The organism is Aquabacterium sp., assembly GCF_049317225.1.
Taxonomy (GTDB): domain Bacteria; phylum Pseudomonadota; class Gammaproteobacteria; order Burkholderiales; family Burkholderiaceae_C; genus Aquabacterium.
On sequence record NZ_JBMOIR010000013.1, the window covers coordinates 1 to 15,273 of the forward strand.

General features: G+C 62.2%; 12 protein-coding genes. 5 read left to right on the top strand and 7 right to left on the bottom strand.

Annotated features, from left to right (window positions below; translation table 11 throughout):
- The 5 genes from ACOYNB_RS09685 to ACOYNB_RS09705 all read right to left on the bottom strand — a co-directional run.
- Positions 1-343 (bottom strand): 2Fe-2S iron-sulfur cluster-binding protein (locus ACOYNB_RS09685; RefSeq protein ID WP_422838881.1); only part of this gene is annotated, 343 nt, incomplete at its 3' end.
- 30 nt (positions 344-373) lie between these two features.
- Positions 374-2,146 carry a succinate dehydrogenase flavoprotein subunit gene (sdhA, locus tag ACOYNB_RS09690; RefSeq protein WP_422838882.1) on the bottom strand — a complete coding sequence of 591 codons (1,773 nt, stop codon included), beginning with the start codon at positions 2,144-2,146 and terminating at the stop codon, positions 374-376.
- 3 nt (positions 2,147-2,149) lie between these two features.
- Entirely contained in the window at positions 2,150-2,512 is a 363-nt protein-coding gene (gene sdhD / locus ACOYNB_RS09695; protein WP_422838883.1) for a succinate dehydrogenase, hydrophobic membrane anchor protein, read from the bottom strand.
- A 39-nt stretch (positions 2,513-2,551) separates the two neighbouring features.
- A complete protein-coding gene (gene sdhC, locus ACOYNB_RS09700) occupies positions 2,552-2,971 on the bottom strand; it encodes a succinate dehydrogenase, cytochrome b556 subunit (protein ID WP_422838884.1) in 420 nt (139 codons plus the stop codon).
- A 150-nt stretch (positions 2,972-3,121) separates the two neighbouring features.
- Positions 3,122-3,916, bottom strand: coding sequence for a GntR family transcriptional regulator (locus ACOYNB_RS09705; RefSeq protein ID WP_422838941.1), 795 nt, complete (start codon positions 3,914-3,916; stop codon positions 3,122-3,124).
- 249 nt (positions 3,917-4,165) lie between these two features.
- On the opposite strand from ACOYNB_RS09705, the gene ACOYNB_RS09710 reads away from it, so the two are divergent.
- Together ACOYNB_RS09710 and ACOYNB_RS09715 are read left to right on the top strand one after the other, a co-directional pair.
- Positions 4,166-5,155, top strand: a complete 990-nt coding sequence (locus ACOYNB_RS09710) for a malate dehydrogenase (protein ID WP_422838885.1) — start codon at positions 4,166-4,168, stop codon at positions 5,153-5,155.
- A gap of 118 nt (positions 5,156-5,273) precedes the next feature.
- The gene (locus ACOYNB_RS09715) at positions 5,274-6,290 is read left to right on the top strand and encodes an HpcH/HpaI aldolase/citrate lyase family protein (protein WP_422838886.1); all 1,017 of its coding nucleotides are present in this window, start codon (positions 5,274-5,276) and stop codon (positions 6,288-6,290) included.
- Between the two features lie 11 nt (positions 6,291-6,301).
- Here the strand turns inward: ACOYNB_RS09715 and ACOYNB_RS09720 are convergent, their stop codons facing one another.
- Positions 6,302-8,197: a B12-binding domain-containing radical SAM protein gene (locus tag ACOYNB_RS09720; protein WP_422838887.1), complete on the bottom strand. Its 1,896-nt coding sequence runs from the start codon at positions 8,195-8,197 to the stop codon at positions 6,302-6,304.
- A gap of 54 nt (positions 8,198-8,251) precedes the next feature.
- Complete coding sequence (gene prpR / locus ACOYNB_RS09725; RefSeq protein ID WP_422838888.1) at positions 8,252-10,234, bottom strand: propionate catabolism operon regulatory protein PrpR; 1,983 nt, start codon at positions 10,232-10,234, stop codon at positions 8,252-8,254.
- Between the two features lie 233 nt (positions 10,235-10,467).
- On the opposite strand from prpR, the gene prpB reads away from it, so the two are divergent.
- From prpB to acnD, 3 genes are all read left to right on the top strand, one after another.
- Positions 10,468-11,352 (top strand): methylisocitrate lyase, encoded by an 885-nt coding sequence (gene prpB, locus ACOYNB_RS09730; RefSeq protein WP_422838889.1) that lies wholly within the window; start codon positions 10,468-10,470, stop codon positions 11,350-11,352.
- A 36-nt stretch (positions 11,353-11,388) separates the two neighbouring features.
- Positions 11,389-12,552, top strand: coding sequence for a bifunctional 2-methylcitrate synthase/citrate synthase (gene prpC / locus ACOYNB_RS09735; RefSeq protein WP_422838890.1), 1,164 nt, complete (start codon positions 11,389-11,391; stop codon positions 12,550-12,552).
- Positions 12,553-12,639: 87 nt separating this feature from the next.
- Positions 12,640-15,261 (top strand): Fe/S-dependent 2-methylisocitrate dehydratase AcnD, encoded by a 2,622-nt coding sequence (acnD, locus tag ACOYNB_RS09740; protein ID WP_422838891.1) that lies wholly within the window; start codon positions 12,640-12,642, stop codon positions 15,259-15,261.
- The last annotated feature ends 12 nt before the right edge of the window (positions 15,262-15,273 follow it).

A 15,273-nucleotide genomic window follows, 5' to 3' on the forward strand; every position in this document is an offset into this window, starting at 1 on the left:
TCGAGTTGTACTGCTTGAAGAACTGGGTCATGTCCACGATCAGGTCGCGGATGACGGGCAGGCCAGGCAGCGGCTTCAGCACGATGGTCTGAGGCAGCGTGCGCATGTTGGTCAGGCAGGCCAGACCATTCTTGCCGTTGATGTTCATGGCGTCGGAACCGCACACGCCTTCACGGCACGAACGGCGGAACGACAGCGTGGGGTCCACGGCCTTGAGCTTGACCAGGGCATCCAGCAGCATGCGCTCGTTACCTTCGAGTTCGATCTCGATGGTTTGCATGTACGGCTTGGCGTCCTTGTCCGGATCGTAGCGGTAGATTTGGAAAGTGCGCTTTTGGCTCATTTTGAAATCCTCAAAACTGGTCGCTGACGATCAGAAGGTACGGGCCTTGGGAGGCACGGACTCTGCGGTCAAAGGCTTCAGGTTCACGGGCTTGTAGTCCAGACGGCTACCTTCCGAGTACCACAGCGAGTGCTTCATCCAGTTCGCATCGTCACGGTTCGGGTAGTCGTTGTGAGCGTGAGCGCCACGGCTTTCCGGACGGGCTGCAGCGGCCACCATGGTGGCTTGTGCAGCTTCGATCAGGTTGTCTACTTCCAGCGCTTCGATACGGGCCGTGTTGAAGACCTTGGAGTTGTCCTTCAGACCAATGCCCTTCACGCGCTCACGCACTGCAGCGATGCGTTGGACGCCTTCGTCCATCGAGGCTTGCGTACGGAACACACCAGCGTGCTTCTGCATCGTGGCGCGGATCTCGTTGGCCACGTCTTGGGCGTATTCGCCGCTCTTGCAGTTGTCCAGGCGAGCCAGGCGCGACAGGGTGTAGTCGGCGGCATCCTTGGGCAGCGGCTTGTGCGACTTGGTCTTGCTGGCGAATTCCACGATGTGGTTGCCGGCTGCGCGACCAAACACCACCAAGTCCAGCAGGGAGTTGGTGCCCAGACGGTTGGCGCCGTGCACCGACACGCAAGAGCACTCACCCACAGCGTACAGACCGTTGATCATTTCGTTGGGGCCGGAAGCGCCCGGAACCACGACCTGACCGTTGATGTTCGTGGGGATACCACCCATCTGATAGTGGATGGTCGGCACAACAGGGATCGGCTCCTTGGTGATGTCGACGTTGGCGAAGTTATGGCCAATTTCGAACACCGAAGGCAGACGCTTCATGATGGTCTCTGCGCCCAGGTGAGTCATGTCCAGCAGGACGTAGTCACCGTTGGGACCGCAGCCGCGGCCTTCCTTGATTTCCTGGTCCATCGAGCGCGACACGAAGTCACGAGGAGCCAGATCCTTCAGCGTGGGCGCATAGCGCTCCATGAAACGCTCACCCTTGCTGTTACGCAGGATGGCGCCTTCACCACGGCAGCCTTCGGTCAGCAACACGCCAGCACCGGCCACGCCGGTGGGGTGGAACTGCCAGAATTCCATGTCTTCCAGAGGGATGCCAGCGCGAGCTGCCATACCCAAACCGTCACCGGTGTTGATGAAGGCGTTGGTGGAAGCCTGGTAAATACGGCCAGCGCCGCCGGTTGCGAACAACACGGTCTTGGCGTGCAGCACATGCACGTCACCGGTTTCCATTTCCAGGGCGGTCACACCGACCACGTCGCCATCGGCGTCGCGGATCAGGTCGAGGGCCATCCATTCCACGAAGAACTGGGTACGGGCCTTGACGTTTTGCTGGTACAGCGTGTGCAGCAGCGCGTGACCGGTTCGGTCAGCCGCCGCGCAAGCGCGCTGCACGGGCTTTTCACCGTAGTTGGCGGTGTGGCCGCCGAACGGACGCTGATAGATGGTGCCATCTGCGTTACGGTCGAAAGGCATGCCGAAGTGTTCGAGCTCGTACACGACCTTCGGTGCTTCGCGGCACATGAATTCGATGGCGTCCTGGTCGCCGAGCCAGTCGGAACCCTTGACGGTGTCGAAGAAGTGATAGTGCCAGTTGTCTTCGGACATGTTGCCCAGCGACGCACCGATACCACCTTGGGCGGCCACCGTGTGCGAGCGGGTCGGGAAGACCTTGGACAGCACGGCCACGTTCAGGCCAGCCAGAGACAGTTGCAACGAAGCGCGCATGCCGGAGCCACCGGCACCGACGATCACGACGTCAAACTTACGGGTAGGAAGAGAAGTAGCGCTCATTTTTTACAGTCTCCACAGCACTTGGATCGCCCAGCCAGCGCAGCCAACCAGCCACACGAGGGTCAGAACATGCAGCGTCAGGCGGACGCTCACGGGCTTGACGTAGTCCATGAAGATGTCACGAACGCCAACCCACACGTGGACGAGCATGGCCACAATGACCACGAGGGTCAGGGACTTCATCCACTGGGACGAGAAGATACCGGCCCACTTGTAGTAGCTCAGGGGCTCACCGAAGATGACCTGCGCCAACAGGACGACGGTGAAGAGGGCCATGATGATGGCCGTTGCACGCTGAGCCAGCCAGTCGCGCAGACCATAGTGCGCACCGGTGACGATGCGCTTGGTTCCGTAGTTTTGAGACATGGTTGTGATTTCCTGCAATCAGGGAAACAAAAGCGGGGATCAGAACAGACCGAACAGCTTGGCAGCCAGAACGATCGTCAGACCAGTGCTGACCACCAGGGCGACACCAGCAGTGGACTTGCCAGCTTGCTTGGTGTAGCTGTGGGTGATTTCCATGGCCAGGTGACGCACGCCTGCGCAGAAGTGCACCAGGTAGCCCCAGATCAGGCCCAGGGCCAGCAACTTGAAGAACCAGCCGAAGTCCCCGGCAAAGACCGAGGTGAATTCGTCATACGAGATCTCGGAAGTGACGCTCTTGTCGAACATCCAGATGAAGAAGGGCATCAACAGGAACATCAGGGCACCGCTGATCCGGTGCAGGATCGAGACGATCCCGGCCAGAGGCAGTCGGTAGGTGACGATGTCCGTCACGTGGATGTTCCGGTAGACGGGGCGTGGTTTTTTCGCGTTGTCAGCCATGTTGGTGGGGCTCCTGCCGAGCGTCAAAAATCTGTCAAGAGGATCCGGGATTTTAGGGCAATCCCCAGCCCGACGAACTCGCACTGTTATTTCCATCCTTTCGGACAGCGTCAACAATGCGCGAACAAGGGTCCAAAACGAACTGTTTCGTCAACTCAGTTCATTGCGGTAGTAGTGTTGATCGGTACGGTAAAGGCCGCGGCGCAGCTCGACCGGCTGCTCACCATAGGTGAAGGAGCGTCGCTCAACGCTGAGCAACGGCGTGCCCGCATCGACCTTCAGCAACTCAGCCACGGATGGATCAGCCGCCACCGCGCGCAACTTCTCTTCTGCGCGGATCATGCTGACGCCAAATTCGGATTCAAACAGGCCGTACATCGGGCCTTGGTATTCACTCAGGCGCTCGGCAGTCAGCCCCTTGAAGAGGTGACCGGGCAGCCAGATGTCGTCGAGCACCACCGGCACGCCGACAAAATGCAGCACGCGGCGTACTTCAACCACCATGTCGCCTGCCTTGAGTTGCAGGGCGCGCGCCACGTCGGCGGGCGCACGCATGCGACGACAGTCGAGAAATTCTCGACGGGATTGTTCGCCCCCCGCATCGGCGCGATCAGGGATCAAGCGCAGGAAGCGGTACTGGACCTGCTCTTCGTCAGAGTGGGTCGCCACGAAAGTGCCCTTGCCCTGACGACGCGTGAGGAGATTTTCAGCCGCCAGTTCATCGACCGCCTTGCGGACGGTGCCCTGACTGACCTTGAAACGGGCCGCCAGTTCGACTTCGGAAGGAATGGCCTCACCGGGCTTCCACTCACCCGCCTGCAGGCTGCGCAAGATCAAGGCCTTGATCTGCTGGTAGAGCGGGCTGAAGGACGGCCCACCGGCAACGCCAACCGACGCCGAAGCGGTGTCGTGCGAAATAGCGGAGGACGGTGTAGGGGTCACCACAGCGTGTAGTCTCTGTTGATCGATCGGGGTATGATCGCGGGCGGGTTCGGCGCAGGCATGGATATGTGCCAGCCGGATGCCATTGCACCACAATCGTGACGTGAAGTCCACTGGTGATGTGGCTTATGTCTTATATAAGACATCTGATCACGAAGACAGTATGATGACAGTCCCCTGCAAGCCTGCGCACAACGCTACACTTGTGGGTTTTCACCCAGTCCCATCTCCTTACCTATCTCGGAGTTGCATATGAGCAAAGCACCCGTTCGCGTCGCCGTTACCGGCGCCGCTGGTCAAATCGGTTACGCCCTCCTGTTCCGCATCGCTTCTGGCGAAATGCTGGGCAAGGATCAACCAGTGATCCTGCAACTGCTGGAAATTCCTGACGAGAAGGCTCAAAACGCGCTGAAGGGCGTGATCATGGAGCTGGAAGACTGCGCATTCCCTCTGCTGGCTGGCATCGAAGCTCACTCTGACCCGATGACCGCTTTCAAGGACACCGACTACGCTCTGCTGGTGGGTGCACGTCCTCGCGGCCCCGGCATGGAGCGCGCTGACCTGTTGGCTGCCAACGCCCAGATCTTCACCGCTCAAGGCAAGGCTCTGAACGCCGTGGCTTCGCGCAATGTGAAGGTTCTGGTCGTCGGCAACCCCGCCAACACCAACGCCTACATCGCCATGAAGTCGGCTCCGGACCTGCCTGCCAAGAACTTCACCGCCATGCTGCGCCTGGACCACAACCGCGCTGCATCGCAACTGGCTGCCAAGGCTGGTTTCAAGGTTGGCGACATCAAGAAGCTGACCGTGTGGGGCAACCACTCGCCCACGATGTACGCTGACTACCGCTTCGCTACCGTGGACGGCAAGTCGGTCAAGGAAACCATCAACGACCAGGAATGGAACGCCAACGTGTTCCTGCCCACAGTCGGCAAGCGTGGCGCCGCCATCATCGCCGCTCGCGGTCTGTCGTCGGCTGCTTCGGCTGCCAACGCCGCCATCGACCACATGCGCGACTGGGCCCTGGGCTCGAACGGCGAATGGGTGACCATGGGCGTGCCTTCGAACGGCGAATACGGCATCCCAGCCGGCATCGTGTTCGGCTTCCCCGTCACCACCACCCCTGACGGCGAGTACAAGATCGTTGAAGGCCTGGAAATCGACGCATTCTCGCAAGAGTGCATCAACAAGACCCTGGCTGAACTGCAAGGCGAACAAGACGGCGTCAAGCACCTGCTGTGATGCGCGTTGGTGACGACTTGATGCGCTGACACCCCGTTGGCGCGCAAGTGGATCACAATGAAGCCGGCACCTTCGGGTGGCCGGCTTTTTTATTGCCCGATTGGGACAGGACCCGCCTATGTCGACCTTGAGCACCATTCATCCACGCCAGGCGCTGTTCGGCGCCGAAACAGCTTCCCCCGCTCTGCCTGTCTGCGATCACTATGCTGGCGTAGAGGCCAGGATGCGCAAAAGCCTGGCACTGCAAGCCGAGATGGGCGAGGCATGTGGACACGCGGTGTTTGATGTGACACTGGACCTGGAAGATGGCGCCCCCGTAGGCGGGGAAGCGGAGCACCTGGCGCTGGTGACAGAACTGGTGAACAGTTCAGCCAACGCATTTGGCCGCGCTGGCGTGCGGGTGCACGATCCGCGTCATCGCCACTTCGAGGAAGACGTCGACACCCTGATTCGGCAAGCCGGGCACCGTCTGGCTTACATCATGGTGCCCAAGCTGGGCAGTGCCGAGGAAGCGCAGCGCGCCGTAGCAACGATCAAGGCGGCGCGGATCAAACACGGCATCGAGCGCATCGTGCCCGTACATGGTTTGATCGAGACGCATCAGGCGGTTCACGAGGTGTTCGACATCGCCGCAACGTCTGGCGTGGAGTCCTTGTCGTTTGGACTGATGGATTTTGTGTCGGAACATCGGGGAGCGCTGCCCGCGTCAGCCATGAGCGCCACCGGGCAGTTCAGCCACCCCCTGCTAGTGCGCGCCAAACTGGAGATCGCGGCGGCTTGCCACGCCGCACGCATCACGCCCTCACACTGCGTGGTGACGGAGTTCAAGGACAAGAAAACCTTGAGCAAAGCGGCCGAGCGTGCCGCCCGCGAACTGGGCTACACGCGCATGTGGAGCATCCACCCTGACCAGATTCCCGTGATCGTGGAGGCCTTTGCGCCCGTCACGGCAGAGGTGGATGACGCCGCCGACATTTTGCTGGCCGCACAGGCGGCGCACTGGGCCCCGACGTCGTACCACGGCGTGCTGCATGACCGCGCGAGCTACCGCCACTATTGGCACGTACTGGAGCGCGCCTGGCTGACCGGACAGCCTTTGCCTGAAGAGATTGAGCGCGCGTTCTTTGCGGATTGATCGCGCGTTCGTCAGTGCTGACGCAAGGCGCGCTCAATGAAGTGACGCGGCACGGTGGTGCGCGGCACCTTGAAGGGGAACCAGCTGCGCACGTCTTCATCCAGGCCGATGCCGTGCATGAAGTTGTAGATGGCCTTTTTGAGCACTTTGCCCAGTCGGTCGTGATCCACCCCGGTCGGATCGATGAAACCGACATCATTCTTGGCAAAGGTGACGGGCGGCAGCGGCAGCAGTTCAATGCCGTAGGCCTGGGGATCCAAACCGACGGGCGAATGCACCGTGCAAGCGAAACGGTGAAAGAAGCCCGACTGGATGCACCCTTCTGCAAACAACTGGCGCACGTACTCCAGCGCATCCACCGTGTCTTGCACGGTCTGAGTAGGGAAACCGTACATCAGGTAGGCATGCACAAGGATGCCGGCATCGGTGAAGGCCCGCGTCACACGCGCCACCTGATCCACCGACACGCCCTTTTTCATCAGCTTGAGCAAGCGGTCTGAGGCGACTTCCAGTCCGCCCGAAATGGCAATGCATCCGCTGTCGGCCAGCAGTTGGCACAGTTCAGGGGTGAAGGTTTTTTCAAATCGGACATTGCCCCACCATGAGATGGCGACACCCCGCCGGATCAGCTCCTCCGCCAGGGCCTTGAGGGCTTTGGGCGGGGCAGCCTCATCCACAAAATGGAAGCCGGTCTGGCCGGTTTCCTGAACGATGGCCTCGATGCGGTCGACCAGCACCGAGGCTTCGGCGCCTTCGTAGCGGGCGATGTAATCAAGGCTGACGTCGCAGAAACTGCACTTCTTCCAGTAGCAACCGTGGGCCACGGTGAGCTTGTTCCAGCGGCCGTCGGACCACAGCCGGTTCATGGGGTTGAGCATGTCCAGCAAGGACAGGTACCGATCCAACGGCAAGCCATCCCACGTCGGCGTGCCCACTTCAGCAAAGGGCACATCGGGCTCGGGCCAGTTCATGTAACGCACCTGAGCCGAGTCGGGCTCACGAATGAACGTGCGCACGAGGCGTTGCGCCGAACGCTGACCTTGAAGGTGTTCCAGCAAGGCCAACAGGGGGCGCTCGCCCGCGTCCAGCGTCACAAAATCCACGTAGTCGAACACGCGTGGTTCAGTGAGTTCGCGCAATTCGGTGTTGACGAAGCCCCCGCCCAGAACGATGCGTACCTCAGGCGCATGCTGCCGGATGGCCTGCGCCATGCGAAATGCCGCATAGACGGCCCCGGGGAAAGGCACGGACAACAAGACCAGTTGGGGCTGGTGGCGGGCCAAAGCCTGCAAAGTCAGCGCAAGCAGGGTGTCATCCACGAGGTTCATGGGTGCCGCCAGGGCTTCAGCCAGCGGTTCGAACGTGGGCTGACTGGTCGCCAGGGACTCGGCATAGCGCACGAATTCAAATCGAGGGTCCACCGCGTCGCGCAGGACATCGGCCAGATCATTCAGATACAAGGTGGCCAGGTGTTTGGCGCGATCGTGCTGCCCCAATGCGCCAAAGGCCCAGCCCAAGGGGTCCCCCCCCTCATCATCGACGTACACATCCAGCGAACTGAACCGGGGCCCCTCGGGCAAGAAGCCTCGGCTGGCAATGCGATGCGCCAAGGTGGGGTCACGCCCTTGCAGAAACGCGATGGTGGGCTGGATGGTGGCGAGGTAGCGCTCGACGTGATCGGCAAAGAAGTTGACGGGCGCCGTGCGCGCCTCGTCGGACAAGGCCTGCACGCACGCCAAGACCGAGCGCAAGCCTTCTTTGGACAACAAACTCAGCACCAGTTGCAGCGCCAGGTCCTCCTGGACGGCATCGACCCCTCGGCTGCGCAGAAAGCCCGTGAGATACGCCGTCGACGGATACGGCGTGTTGAGTTGCGTCATGGGTGGGATGAGAGACAGGACGCGCATGGCGGGACGGCTTGGCTGAGTGGGTCGCAAAGGGTGCGGCATTGTAGGTGGGGGTCAGGCTTCTCGCAGCTTGCGCCACAAGGTGGTTCGGCTCATGCCCAATTGCTGCGCGGCGCGACCTTTGTCTCCCTCACAGGCCTGAAGCACTCGCTGAATCTCGGCAAGAGACACGGGACGCCGCGGCTCAGTCGATGGCGCAGGCATCGGCCCAGCGGTCAACATGCGCGACGGGCGAACGGCGACGGTTGGCGCCATGAACAACTCGGGTGCCGTGTCCTGCACAAACCCCGCCAACTGCCACGCGGGGATGGGCTCTGAGCGCGAGGCCGCATACGCCACCAGTCGCTCGATCAAATTCTCCAACTCGCGGACGTTGCCGGGCCAGGGGTAATGGGCGGATTGTTCGATGAGGGCCCCGAGCAAAGCCAAAGTGGCCGACGGATGCAAACCCAGGCGCGCACACACCCGACCATGCAAGGCTTGCGCCAATTCGGGCACGTCCTCGGCGCGCTCGCGCAGCGCGGGCATGTCGATGCGCAGGATGTTGAGGCGATAAAACAGATCTTGCCGGAAACGCCCTTCGGCCACGTGCGAGGCCAGGTCGCGGTGGGTGGCCGCGATCACGCGCACATTGACCGGCGTGGGCTCGGTGGCCCCGACACGCAGCACCTCACGCTCTTGCAGCACCCGCAGGAGACGGGTCTGCAGTGACAACGGCATCTCGCCCACTTCGTCGAGAAAGATGGTGCCGTTGTGCGCTGCTTCGAACAGGCCGATCTTCCCGCCCCGGCGAGCACCGGTGAACGCCCCTTCTTCGTAGCCAAACAGTTCGCTTTCGAGCAAGGACTCGGACACCGCCGCACAGTTGACGGCGACAAAAGGCATGTCACGCCGGTCACTGGCCATGTGGATGCCTTGAGCCACCACTTCCTTACCCGTCCCGCTCTCACCGATCAGCAGCACGGTCGCCTGACTGCGTGCGCAACTCGACGCCATGCGCTGAACGCGAGCAATGGCCTGGCTGTGCCCGATCAATTGGTGCAGTTCGTAGCGCGCGTGCTGGGCCTGCGGCTTGATACGGGTCCGAATATGGCGATCCACCCGCTGGATCGAGATCGGGTCCTGGCTGCTGAGCAGCGCACCGGTCAGCACCCCCTGCTCAATCAGCGGAATGCGGTTGACGATGAGGGTCTTGCCCTTGACGCGCTCAATGCGCTCCAGGTCCTGCGCCCCCAAGCGGAGGGTGTGCTGCAGGCTCAGTTCGGGGCACACCTCGCTGAGGCGTCGCCCGAGCCACTGCTCGGCCGTGACGCCCAGCCATTGCGCCATGGTGGGGTTGAGGGTCAGGATGTGCTCTTGCCGATCGACGGCAATCACGCCATCGCTGAGTTGCGCCAGGATGGTACTGAGTCGCTCGCGCTTGGCTTGTTCGATGCGCGAGGCCCGCGCCACTTCCACAGCATCCTCCAGCGCCCCACGCACTGCATCAATGGAGTACAGGAAGATGCCGGTCATGCCGTGCTGGTCAGCCAGATCCGCCACCACGCCCGAACCGACCACCACCTCGATGCCCTGCTGCTGCAACTCGCGCACACAGGCTTGAGCCTCTTCTTCGGTGCGATAGCTGCGCTGAGACACGCCGAAGGCAAACAAGTTGTCGAACTGCGTGATGTCGGGCGCCATGCCTTCGTATGTGACCAGCCCGATTCGCGCAGACAGGCGACGGGCATGGGTGAGCGCCTGCATGAGGTCAAAACCCCCCACTTTCACCAACACCACCGGGGTATCGAGGCGCTGCCGCAAATAAGCGCCGTTGGACCCGGCTGCCACGATGACGTCCACCGGCCGCTGTCGCTGCAACTCACGCACGCGGGCCACGGCCTGGTCAAACCCCATGTCCAGCACCTCGACGGCGGCGCGGTCCGCGAACTCGGGCGCCAGCTCTTGCAGCAGCTTGTTGATGCGTCGAAAACCGACCGCCACGATGCGCGGGATCGAGGGGGGCAGACTGGCGTGCAAACTCGGTGAAGGCAGCATGAGCGGGACATTCAGAACGTTTCATGAGTTTCACACAAAAATGAAACATGTTTCATGAAACAATTCTTGAAACAGAGCATCGGGTGAACCCTCTTTGCTGCGCGGCACAAATCGGCGCCAAATCAAGCACTTAGCGCAAGCGGCCACGCACGCACCGCGACGTGGCCATGCTGGCACGCAGGTTGCGCTAGAGCAGGAAGTATCTCGTTGACCGTTCCATCTGGAGAACCAACATGGCCCTCACCTCTCCCGGCGCACGTTTCCGCCAGGCCCTCAAAGACGAATCGCCCCTGCAGATCATGGGCACCATCAACGCCAATCACGCGTTGCTGGCCAAGCGTGCGGGCTACCGCGCCATCTACCTGTCGGGTGGCGGCGTCGCTGCAGGCTCGCTGGGTCTGCCTGACCTGGGCATCAACACGATGGACGACGTGCTGATTGACGTGCGCCGCATCACCGACGTGTGCGACACCCCGCTGCTGGTCGACATCGACACCGGCTTCGGCCCCTCGGCTTTCAACATCGAGCGCACGGTCAAGAGCCTGATCAAGGCTGGCGCCGCCGCTTGTCACATTGAAGACCAAGTGGGCGCCAAGCGCTGTGGCCACCGTCCCGGCAAGGAAATCGTGACCACCGAAGAGATGGTGGACCGCGTGAAGGCCGCTGCCGATGCCAAGACCGACCCCGACTTCTTCCTGATCGCCCGCACCGACGCCATTCAGGTGCACGGCGTGGACGCCGCCATCGAGCGCGCCATCAAGTGCGTGGAAGCGGGCGCCGACGGCATCTTCGCCGAAGCCGCTTACGACCTGCCCACCTACGAGAAGTTCTGCAAGGCCGTGAACGTGCCCGTGCTGGCCAACATCACCGAGTTCGGCAAGACCCCGCTGTTCAGCGTGGACGACCTGCGCCCCACCGGCGTGGGCATGGTGCTGTACCCGCTGAGCGCCTTCCGCGCCATGAACAAGGCCGCCGAAGCCGTGTACACCGCCATCCGTCGTGACGGCCATCAAAAGAATGTCGTGGACTTGATGCAGACTCGCGAAGAGTTGTACGACCGCATCGGCTATCACGCCTTCGAGCAAAAGCTCGATGCGCTGTTTGCCGCCAAGAAGTAATTCCCTGTTGCCCCCTCTCATCTGGAGACACATCCCATGAGCGCTACCCCCGAGACGACCACCCCCGGTTTCAAGCCCAAGAAGTCTGTGGCCCTGTCTGGCACCGCCGCCGGCAACACCGCCCTGTGTACCGTGGGCCGCACTGGCAATGACCTGGCTTACCGTGGCTACGACATCCTCGACGTCGCCACCACTTGCGAATTTGAAGAAATCGCCCACCTGCTGGTTCACGGCAAGCTGCCCAACGTGGCCGAACTGGCTGGCTACAAGGCCAAGCTGAAGGCCCTGCGCGGTCTGCCCGCAGCTGTGAAGGTCGCCCTGGAGCAACTGCCCCCGTCATCTCACCCCATGGACGTGATGCGCACCGGCGTGTCCGTGCTGGGTTGCGTCAAGCCTGAAAAGGAAGACCACAACCACCCAGGCGCCCGCGACATCGCTGACAAGCTGATGGCCTCGCTGGGTTCGATGCTGCTGTACTGGTACCACTTTGCCTACAACGGCAAGCGCATCGAAGTCGAAACCGATGATGACTCCATCGGCGGCCACTTCCTGCACCTGCTGCACGGCGAGAAGCCCCGCGACAGCTGGGTGCGCGCCATGCACACCAGCCTGATTCTGTACGCAGAGCACGAATTCAACGCCTCGACCTTCACGTCGCGCGTGGTGGCCGGTACCGGTTCGGACATGTACTCGGCTCTGTGCGGTGGCATTGGTGCCCTGCGCGGCCCCAAGCACGGCGGCGCCAACGAAGTCGCGTTCGAAATCCAGAAGCGCTACGACAACCCCGATGAGGCCGAGGCTGACATCCGTGCCCGCGTCGAGAAGAAGGAAGTCGTGATCGGCTTCGGTCACCCCGTGTACACCGTGAGCGACCCCCGCAACGTGGTCATCAAGAAGGTGGCCCACGACCTGAGCGCCGAACAGAACAACATGAAGATGTACAACATCGCCGAGCGTCTGGAGTCGGTGATGTGGGAAATCAAGAAGATGTTCCCGAACCTGGACTGGTTCTCGGCCGTGAGCTATCACATGATGGGCGTGCCCACCGACATGTTCACCCCGCTGTTCGTGATCGCCCGCACCTCGGGCTGGTCGGCCCACGTGATCGAGCAACGCATTGACGGCAAGATCATCCGTCCGTCGGCCAACTACACCGGCCCTGAAGATCAGGTCTTCGTGCCGCTGAAGGACCGCAAGTAATCCAGCCAGTCAAGGGCGCCACATTGCCAACAGGTGATGTGGCGCCTTTCTACCTTGAGCCCCCACCGTTCCGAGAACGCACCGGCCATGAGCAACATCAACACCCAATACCGCAAGCCGCTGCCCGGCACCGACCTCGATTACTTCGACACGCAAGCCGCGGTCGAAGCCATCCAGCCTGGCGCCTGGGCCACCCTGCCCTACACCGCCCGCGTGCACGCTGAAAACATCGTGCGCAAGGCCGATCCGGCCATCATCACCGACTGCCTGAAACAAATCATCGAGCGCAAGCGCGACCTCGACTTCCCCTGGTTCCCGGCTCGCGTAGCCTGCCACGACATCCTGGGCCAGACCGCCCTGGTGGACCTGGCCGGCCTGCGTGACGCCATTGCCAAGGAAGGCGGCGACCCGGCCAAGGTGAACCCCGTGGTGCCCGTGCAGCTGATCGTGGACCACTCGCTGGCCGTGGAATGCGGTGGCTTCGATCCACAAGCTTTCCAGAAGAACCGCGACATCGAAGAGCGCCGCAACGAAGACCGCTTCCACTTCATCGAGTGGACCAAGAAGGCCTTCGCCAACGTGGACGTGATCCCCGCGGGCAACGGCATCATGCACCAGATCAACCTGGAGAAGATGTCGCCTGTGATCCATGCCGACAAGGGCGTGGCCTACCCCGACACCTGCGTCGGCACCGACTCGCACACGCCGCATGTGGATGCGCTGGGCGTGATCGCCATCGGCGTGGGTGGCCTGGAAGCTGAGAACGTGATGCTGGGCCGTGCTTCGTGGATGCGCCTGCCTGAAATCGTCGGCGTGAAGCTGACGGGTCAACGCCAGCCCGGCATCACCGCGACCGACGTGGTGCTGGCCCTGACCGAATTCCTGCGCAAGAACAAGGTGGTGGGTGCTTACCTCGAGTTCTACGGCGAAGGTGCATCGAAGCTGACCATCGGCGACCGTGCCACCATCTCGAACATGGCCCCTGAATACGGCGCCACCGCCGCGATGTTCAGCATCGACGAGCAGACGCTGGATTACTTGAACCTGACCGGCCGCGATGCCGCCCAGGTCAAGCTGGTCGAGACCTATGCCAAGGCTGCCGGCCTGTGGTCCGACAGCTTGAAGAACGCGGTGTACGAACGCAACCTCGAATTCGATCTGTCGAGCGTGGTGCGCAACATGGCTGGCCCGTCGAACCCACACGCCCGTGTGGCCACGTCGGATCTGGCTGCCAAGGGCATCTCGGGTCAATGGACCATGCCCAAGGCCGACGAAGGCACGATGCCCGATGGCGCCGTGATCATCGCTGCCATCACCTCGTGCACGAACACGTCCAACCCACGTAACGTGATCGCGGCCGCCCTGCTGGCCCGCAACGCCAACAAGCTGGGTCTGACCCGCAAGCCTTGGGTGAAGTCTTCGCTGGCCCCTGGCTCGAAGGCCGTGGAGCTGTACCTGAAGGAAGCCAATCTGCTGGGCGACCTGGAGAAGCTGGGCTTCGGCATCGTCGCCTTTGCCTGCACGACCTGTAACGGCATGTCGGGCGCGCTGGACCCCAAGATCCAGCAAGAGATCATCGACCGTGATCTGTACGCCACCGCCGTGCTCTCGGGCAACCGCAACTTCGACGGCCGCATCCACCCCTATGCCAAGCAAGCCTTCCTGGCTTCGCCCCCGCTGGTGGTGGCCTACGCCATCGCGGGCACCGTCCGTTTCGACATCGAAAACGACGTGCTGACCGTGGTCGACGGCAAGGAAATCCGCCTGAAGGACATCTGGCCTTCGGACGAAGAGATCGACGCCGTGGTGAAGGCTGCTGTGAAGCCCGAACAGTACCGTGCGGTGTACGAACCCATGTTCGCCATCCAGGCTGACAAGGGCGAGAAGGTGTCGCCGCAGTACGACTGGCGCGCCATGTCGACCTACATCCGTCGCCCGCCCTACTGGGACACGGAAGGCGTCGGCGCCCTGGCAGCCAACCCGCGCACCCTGAAGGCGATGCGCCCGCTGGCCATCCTGCCGGACAACATCACCACCGACCACCTGTCGCCCTCGAATGCCATCCTGGCCAGCTCGGCCGCCGGTGAATACCTAGCCAAGATGGGTCTGCCAGAAGAGGACTTCAACTCCTACGCCACCCACCGTGGTGACCACCTGACCGCCATGCGCGCCACCTTCGCCAACCCCACGTTGAAAAACGAGATGGTGCGCAAGGAAGATGGCTCGATCAAGGTCGGCTCGTGGGCCCGCGTGGAACCTGAAGGCCAGGTGATGCGCATGTGGGAGGCCATGGAGACCTACCTGAACCGCCGTCAGCCGCTGATCATCATCGCCGGCGCCGACTACGGTCAGGGCTCGTCGCGTGACTGGGCTGCCAAGGGCGTGCGTCTGGCTGGCGTGGAAACCGTCGTGGCCGAAGGCTTCGAGCGCATCCACCGCACCAACCTGATCGGCATGGGCGTGCTGCCCCTGGAGTTCAAGCCAGGCACCACCCGCCTGACCTTGGGCCTGGACGGCACTGAAACCTTCGACGTGGAAGGCGACCTGAAGCCGCGCGCCGACCTGACCCTGGTGATCCACCGCAAAAACGGTCAGACCGAGCGCGTGACCGTGACCAGCCGCCTGGACACCGCCGAAGAAGTGTCGGTGTACGAAGCCGGTGGCGTGCTGCAACGCTTCGCGCAGGACTTCCTGGCCGAAAACAAGTGACCACCCCCGAGC

Excerpts from the sequence above, each read along its gene's own strand:
- sdhA (WP_422838882.1), bottom strand. The coding sequence starts at position 2,146 with ATGAGCGCTACTTCTCTTCCTACCCGTAAGTTTGACGTCGTGATCGTC.
- sdhD (WP_422838883.1), bottom strand. The coding sequence starts at position 2,512 with ATGTCTCAAAACTACGGAACCAAGCGCATCGTCACCGGTGCGCACTAT.
- sdhC (WP_422838884.1), bottom strand. The coding sequence starts at position 2,971 with ATGGCTGACAACGCGAAAAAACCACGCCCCGTCTACCGGAACATCCAC.
- ACOYNB_RS09710 (WP_422838885.1), top strand. The coding sequence starts at position 4,166 with ATGAGCAAAGCACCCGTTCGCGTCGCCGTTACCGGCGCCGCTGGTCAA.
- ACOYNB_RS09715 (WP_422838886.1), top strand. The coding sequence starts at position 5,274 with ATGTCGACCTTGAGCACCATTCATCCACGCCAGGCGCTGTTCGGCGCC.
- ACOYNB_RS09720 (WP_422838887.1), bottom strand. The coding sequence starts at position 8,197 with ATGCGCGTCCTGTCTCTCATCCCACCCATGACGCAACTCAACACGCCG.
- prpR (WP_422838888.1), bottom strand. The coding sequence starts at position 10,234 with ATGCTGCCTTCACCGAGTTTGCACGCCAGTCTGCCCCCCTCGATCCCG.
- prpB (WP_422838889.1), top strand. The coding sequence starts at position 10,468 with ATGGCCCTCACCTCTCCCGGCGCACGTTTCCGCCAGGCCCTCAAAGAC.
- prpC (WP_422838890.1), top strand. The coding sequence starts at position 11,389 with ATGAGCGCTACCCCCGAGACGACCACCCCCGGTTTCAAGCCCAAGAAG.
- acnD (WP_422838891.1), top strand. The coding sequence starts at position 12,640 with ATGAGCAACATCAACACCCAATACCGCAAGCCGCTGCCCGGCACCGAC.